Source organism: Deltaproteobacteria bacterium (genome assembly GCA_009930495.1).
Taxonomy (GTDB): domain Bacteria; phylum Desulfobacterota; class Desulfovibrionia; order Desulfovibrionales; family Desulfomicrobiaceae; genus Desulfomicrobium.
Genome location: RZYB01000156.1, coordinates 1 through 6,222, shown reverse-complemented (window position 1 = coordinate 6,222; position 6,222 = coordinate 1). Strand labels below are relative to the sequence as shown.

Sequence of the window (6,222 nt, the reverse complement as noted above, 5' to 3'; positions counted from 1 at the left end):
TATCCGGCCAGCCATTATGTTTCGGACCGCGACAATCTGGTGCGGGCCATGGCCGACATCCGCGAGGAATTGCGCCTGCGCCTGGAGTATTTTCAGGGCAGGAACATGCTCGTCGAGGCCCAGCGTCTGGAGCAGAAGACCCAGCTCGACCTGGAGATGATCGAGGAACTGGGCTACTGCAACGGCATCGAGAATTATTCCCTGCACCTGGACGGCCGCAAGCCCGGCCAGCCTCCGGCCACGCTGCTCGATTATTTCCCCGAGGATTTTCTGCTCTTTGTCGATGAGTCGCACATCACCGTGTCCCAGGTCGGGGGCATGTTCAATGGCGACCGCTCGCGCAAGCAGACCCTGGTCGATTACGGCTTCCGCCTGCCCTCGGCCCTGGACAACCGGCCCCTGTGTTTCGACGAGTTTCTGACCCGCATCGGGACCTCGATCTTTGTTTCGGCCACGCCCGGCCCCTGGGAGCTGGAACGGGCCCAGGGCGTGGTCGTGGAGCAGATCATCCGACCCACGGGATTGATCGACCCGGTGGTCGAGGTTGTGCCCACCGAGGGGCAGATGGACCATCTCATGGAACAGTGCCTGGCGCGCATCGGCCAGGGCGAGCGGGTCATGGTCACGACCCTGACCAAGCGCATGGCCGAGGATCTGACGGAATTCTTGCAGGCGCGCGGCGTGCGGGCGCGGTACCTGCACTCGGACATCGACACCCTGGAGCGGGTGGCCATCATCCAGGCCTTGCGAGCCGGAGAATTCGACGTGTTGGTCGGCATCAACCTGCTGCGCGAGGGTCTGGACATTCCGGAAGTGTCCCTGGTGGCCATTCTGGACGCGGACAAGGAAGGTTTTTTGCGCTCGACCCGCTCCCTGATCCAGACCTTTGGCCGGGCCGCGCGCAACGTGCGCGGGTCCGTCCTGCTCTACGCGGACAAAATCACCCGGTCCATGGCCGAGGCCATGGGCGAGACCAAACGCCGGCGCGAACTCCAGACCGCGCACAACGTCGAACACGGCATCACGCCCCAAAGCATCCGCAAGAAGTCGGACAACGTCCTTTATGATCTGCACCGCGAGATCCAGGAGCAGAAGGCGGCCGAGGACACGGCTGTTTACGATCCGGGGCCGGCTGGCGCGGCCAAGGAAATCGCCCGACTGAATCGGGAAATGCGCAAGGCGGCGGAGATGCTCGAATTCGAGGAAGCGGCCCGGCTGCGCGACCGCGTCAAGGCCTTGCAAGAACGCTACGGCGCGGCGGCGGGGAAGCGGGCATGAACCAGACCCGTCCGCGACAATCATTCTGGAAGCGGTTGTGGCCCGACTGCGCCCGTGGTTTTCATGGGTTCACCGGCCTCTACCTGCTGGTCAAATTTCGTTTCGGCAGCTTTTTTCCGCTGATCCTCGGGGCCGGATTTCTGCTGGCCGTGTTTTGCTACGGAATGTTCATTTTCATGGCGATCGAGGGCTGGAGCCTGCTGGACAGCTTTTACCAAGTGGTCATGACCCTCTCCACGGTCGGGTTCATGGAGCTGCATCCGCTCTCGGACCGGGCGCGGTTCATGGTGTCCCTGCTCATCCTCATGGGCGTGGGCAGTTTTGCCTATCTGGTCGGCGCGTTCACGCAGGTGGTGGTCGAAGGGCGATTGCAGGATTTATGGGGGAAACGGAAGGTGCGGAAAATTATCGATTCCTTGGAAGATCATTACATTATCTGCGGCTACGGGCGCATTGGCGGCGTGGTGGCCGAGGAGATGCGGCGCGAGAACCTGCCCGTGGTCGTCATCGAGCGCGATCCGGACCTGTTGATCGAGCTGGAACGGGACAATTTTCTGTTCCTGGCCGGGGACGCCACGAGCGACGAAACCCTGGTCGCGGCCGGAGTGGAGCGGGCCAAGGGTCTTTTCGCCTGTGTCAGCCAGGATGCCGAGAACGTCTATATCACCCTGTCCTCGCGCCAGTTCAATCCGGCCCTGACCATCATCGCCAGGGCCGACCGGCCCGAGTCCGTGTCCAAGCTGGAGCGGGCCGGAGCCAATCGCGTCCTGACCCCGCATCAGATCGGTGGCAAGCGCATCGCCCAGGTCATGCTCCGCCCCACGGTCACGGATTTCATGGACCTGGCCATCCAGGGGCACAATCTGCAGATGGAGGAAATTCTGGTTCAGGCCGGCTCGGAGCTGGTCGGCAAGAATCTGATCACCTCCGGCATCCGGCCCCGTTTCAACCTGATCATCATCGCCGTCGAGAAATATTACGGCGGCATGACCTTTAATCCCTTGCCGGAAACGCTCATCGAGGCCGGAGATACCCTCATCGCCGTGGGCCCGCCCGAGAATTTTTCCGGCCTGCAGACCGTGAGCAAGCCAGAGGACGGTTTCTCCGCATGACCCTGCCCCTGCATCTTCCCACCGAGGTCGATCGTCTGGCCGAGCGCCTGATCGAATACAACGCCGCCTACCGGGCCGGCGCGCCCGTGGTCGCCGACGCCCAATACGATCTGCTCGTGGCCCGGTTGCGCGAACTCGCGCCGGATCATCCCTTCCTGAACCGGGTCGAACCCGAAACCTTTGGCGGCAAGCGCGAGGTGCGTCATCCCGCGCCCATGTTGTCCACGGAAAAGGCGTACACGCCCGAGGAATTGGAGCGGTTCGTGACCCGTGTGGCCAAGGAGGCGGGTGAAATCGGCGTGACCGGGGTCCGCTTTCGGGTCACGCCCAAGTTGGACGGGCTGGCCGGCCGCGACGACGGCACGGTTTTCGTCACGCGCGGCAACGGCGAGGTCGGCTACGAGGTCAGCTCGGCCTTTGCCAAGGGCATGATCCCCCTTGGCGGTCGGGGCCGGGGCGTGGGCGAGATGGTCATCAAACAGAGCTATTTCCAGGAACATCTGGCCGGAAAATTCGAGCATCCGCGTAATCTGGTCGTGGGTATCGTGTCGTCGGACACCGTGAACGACCTCGCCAGGCAGGCCCTGGCCGACGGCGTGGTCCATTTCGTGCCCTACAGCAAGCTGCCGTCCTGGGAGGGTTCGGGCGCGGAGCTGCTGGCCCGCATGGACGCCATCACGGATGAGCTCTCGGCCCGGGTCGATTATCCCCTGGACGGCATGGTCGTGGAGGTGCTGGACGAGGACGTGCGTCGGACCATGGGCGCGACCAGCCATCACTATCGCTGGCAGATCGCGGTCAAGCGCAAGGGCGAAACGGCCCTGACCCGGGTGGAGGAGGTGGTCTGGCAGGTGGGGCGCACCGGCAAGGTCACGCCCGTGTTGCTCATCGAGCCGGTCAACCTGTCCGGAGCGACCATCCGCCGTGTCACGGCCCACAACGCCGGATTGCTGCAAAAAAAAGGATTGGGACCGGGGGCCGAGGTTGAGATCATCCGCAGCGGCGAGGTCATTCCCAAGATCGAGGACGTGCTCGTCGCCGCCCATGTGGACCTGCCCCGAACCTGTCCATCCTGCGGCACGGCTTTGGTTCGCGAGAACGATTTTTTACTCTGCCCGAACGCGCATTGCCCGGACCAGACCGTGCAGACCATCGAGCACTGGTTCAAGACCCTGGGCAACGCCGATTGGTTTGGCCGTAAAACCGTGGAAAAGCTCGTCGCTTCCGGCTATGACAGTCTGGAAAAGGTCTATGACTTGGGCGAGGACGATTTTCGGGCCATGGGTTTTGGGCCGGTGCAGTCGGCCAATCTGGCCGAGGCCATCTATCTGAGCCGCACGCGCGAGGTCGAGGACTGGCGTTTTCTGGCCGCGCTCGGCATCGAGGATCTGGGCAAGGGCGACAGCCGCAAGCTGCTGGAGGCCTTTCCCCTGGAGGCCCTGCCGGATCTGACCCAGGACAAGATCGAGGCTCTGTACGGATTCGGGGCCATCACGGCCGGGTCCATCGTGCGAGGGCTGGCGCGTCTGGCGCCGACCCTGCGCCATTTGCTGGACCTGGGTTTTCACATCATCCGGTCCGGCGCGGCCCGTGGTCCGGTCGCCGCCACCAGCCCCCTGGCCGGCAAACATGTGGTTTTTACCGGCAAGATGGCGCGGGGCAGTCGCGAGGACATGCAGGAACAGGCCCGCGCCCTGGGCGCCCTGGTCCAGAGCGCGGTCAACGCCAAGACGGATGTTCTGATTTGCGGCGCCAATGTCGGCGCGACCAAGATGGCCAAGGCCCAGGCAACGGGCGCGGCCATTCTGACCGAGGACGAGTATTTGCGCCTCATCGGCGCGGACATCACTATAGGAGGCACAGTATGAGCACTGCCGTCATCATCATGGGGGCCAAGGGCCGCATGGGTTCGACTCTGGCCGCGATGGCCATGGAGTCCGAGAAATTCACCCTGGCCGGCGTGGTCGAGCGGGCCGAGCGCGCCGCCGGCCTGGAACTCTTGGGCTGCCCCGTGGCCAACACCCTGGCCGAGCTTGTTCCCGCCTGCCCGGGGGCGGTGGTCATCGACTTCACGGCTCCGGAAGTCAGCCTGGCCTCGGCCCGCACCGTGGCCGCGACCGGAAACCCCCTGGTCATCGGCACCACGGGGCTTTCCGCCGCGCAGATCGCCGAGCTGGAAACCCTGGCCGCGAAAACGCCCATTTTCTGGTCGCCGAACATGTCCATCGGCGTCAACGCCCTGGTCCGCATTCTGCCCGCCCTGGAGCGTATTCTGGGCGAGGCCTACGACATGGAAATCACCGAGATCCACCACCACCACAAAAAGGACGCGCCCAGCGGCACGGCCGTGAAGCTGGCCCAGGTTCTGGCCCAGTCGCGCGGCTGGAATCTGGACGAGGTCGGCAATTACGGACGCCAGGGCATCGTCGGGGCGCGGCCCGAAAAGGAACTGGGCGTGCATGCCGTGCGGGGCGGTGATGTTGTCGGCGACCACACCGTCTATTTCTTCGGTCCGGGCGAACGCATCGAGGTCACGCACCGCGCCCATTCCCGCGAGAATTTCGCCCGTGGGGCACTGCGCGCCGCGACTTGGCTCGCCAGCCAAAAACCGGGACGGCTCTATACCATGAGTCAGCTCATGGGAGAGTAGAATGTCCGCGGCGCTCAACCTGGCCCGGACCCGGCTTGGGGAGGTCATTCTCGGCAAGGACCAGCAGATCCGGCTGGCCCTGGCCTGCCTTTTCGCCCGTGGACACCTTTTGATCGAGGACATTCCGGGCATCGGCAAGACCACCCTGGCCAAGGCCCTGGCCACTGTCCTGGGCCTGGATTTCAAGCGGGTGCAGTTCACCAACGACCTGCTGCCGGCGGACCTGTTGGGCGTGTCCATTTTTGACGCCCAGACTTCGTCCTTTGTTTTCCATCCCGGCCCGGTCTTCACCAACGTGCTTCTGGCCGACGAGATCAACCGGGGCACGCCGCGCACCCAGAGCGCCCTGCTGGAAGTCATGGAAGAGCAGCAGGTCAGCCTGGACCGGGCCACGCGACCCCTGCCCCGGCCTTTTTTCGTCCTGGCCACGCAGAACGCCCTGGATCAGGCCGGCACCTATCCCTTGCCCGAGTCGCAGCTGGACCGTTTCCTGTTCCGGCTGAGCCTGGGCTATCCGGACCCGGATTCCGAGTTGGCCCTGCTCGGCCGCGCCCATGCCGCCGGACGGCCGATGTTGCCCGAGCCGGTCATGAACGCCGAGGAGGTCCTGCTCATTCAGGAGCAGGTGGACGCGGTCCGGACCACGGACCCCCTGTTGCGCTATGTGCGGGCCCTGCTGGAGCGCACCCGGTCCGGCGGGTTCGTCAATGGGCTGTCTCCCCGGGCCGGGCAGGGGCTGGTGCGGGCCGCGCGGTCCTGGGCCTTTCTGGATGGCCGCGATTATGTCTTGCCCGAGGACGTCCAGATGGTCTTTCCGAGCCTGGCCGAACACCGGCTGCGCCCCAGTGGCGGTCATGTGGACGTGCGCGCCCTGCTCGACGACGTGCCCATTCCCTAGGGAACGCAGGAGCTGACGTGGCATTGCCGAAATTCATCCGTAAGCTAATCCTGGCCCGGCAACGGGCCGTCCTGCCGCAGCGTCTGGGCCGCAAGCGGATCTACATCCTGCCCACGCGGTCCGGTCTGGTTTTCGGGGGATTCTTGGTGGCCATGCTCGTCGCCGCCATCAACTACACCAACAATCTTGCGTTTTTGCTGACCTTTTTGCTGGGGTCCATCGCCATTGTCTCGGCCATCCACGCCTACGCCAATCTGGCCGGGCTGGAACTGGAAGGCGCCCGC

At 64.5% G+C, this 6,222-nt stretch carries 6 protein-coding genes; all 6 read left to right on the top strand.

From position 1 onward, the window contains the following. On the top strand, positions 1 to 1,278 hold a 1,278-nt coding region (locus tag EOL86_11325; GenBank protein ID NCD26166.1), incomplete at its 5' end, for an excinuclease ABC subunit B. Beyond that, complete coding sequence (locus tag EOL86_11320; protein ID NCD26165.1) at positions 1,275 to 2,390, top strand: potassium channel protein; 1,116 nt, start codon at positions 1,275 to 1,277, stop codon at positions 2,388 to 2,390. The genes EOL86_11325 and EOL86_11320, both read left to right, overlap by 4 nt. Continuing rightward, complete coding sequence (locus tag EOL86_11315) at positions 2,387 to 4,258, top strand: DNA ligase (GenBank protein ID NCD26164.1); 1,872 nt, start codon at positions 2,387 to 2,389, stop codon at positions 4,256 to 4,258. Before EOL86_11320 ends, EOL86_11315 begins: the two co-directional genes overlap by 4 nt. After that, on the top strand, positions 4,255 to 5,040 hold the full coding sequence (locus tag EOL86_11310) for a 4-hydroxy-tetrahydrodipicolinate reductase (protein ID NCD26163.1): 786 nt from the start codon (positions 4,255 to 4,257) through the stop codon (positions 5,038 to 5,040). The genes EOL86_11315 and EOL86_11310 overlap by 4 nt, the downstream gene beginning before the upstream one ends. Position 5,041: 1 nt before the next feature. Then, positions 5,042 to 5,938 carry a MoxR family ATPase gene (locus tag EOL86_11305; GenBank protein NCD26162.1) on the top strand — a complete coding sequence of 299 codons (897 nt, stop codon included), beginning with the start codon at positions 5,042 to 5,044 and terminating at the stop codon, positions 5,936 to 5,938. 17 nt (positions 5,939 to 5,955) lie between these two features. Then, a partial coding sequence (locus tag EOL86_11300; protein NCD26161.1) for a DUF58 domain-containing protein occupies positions 5,956 to 6,222 on the top strand: 267 nt, incomplete at its 3' end.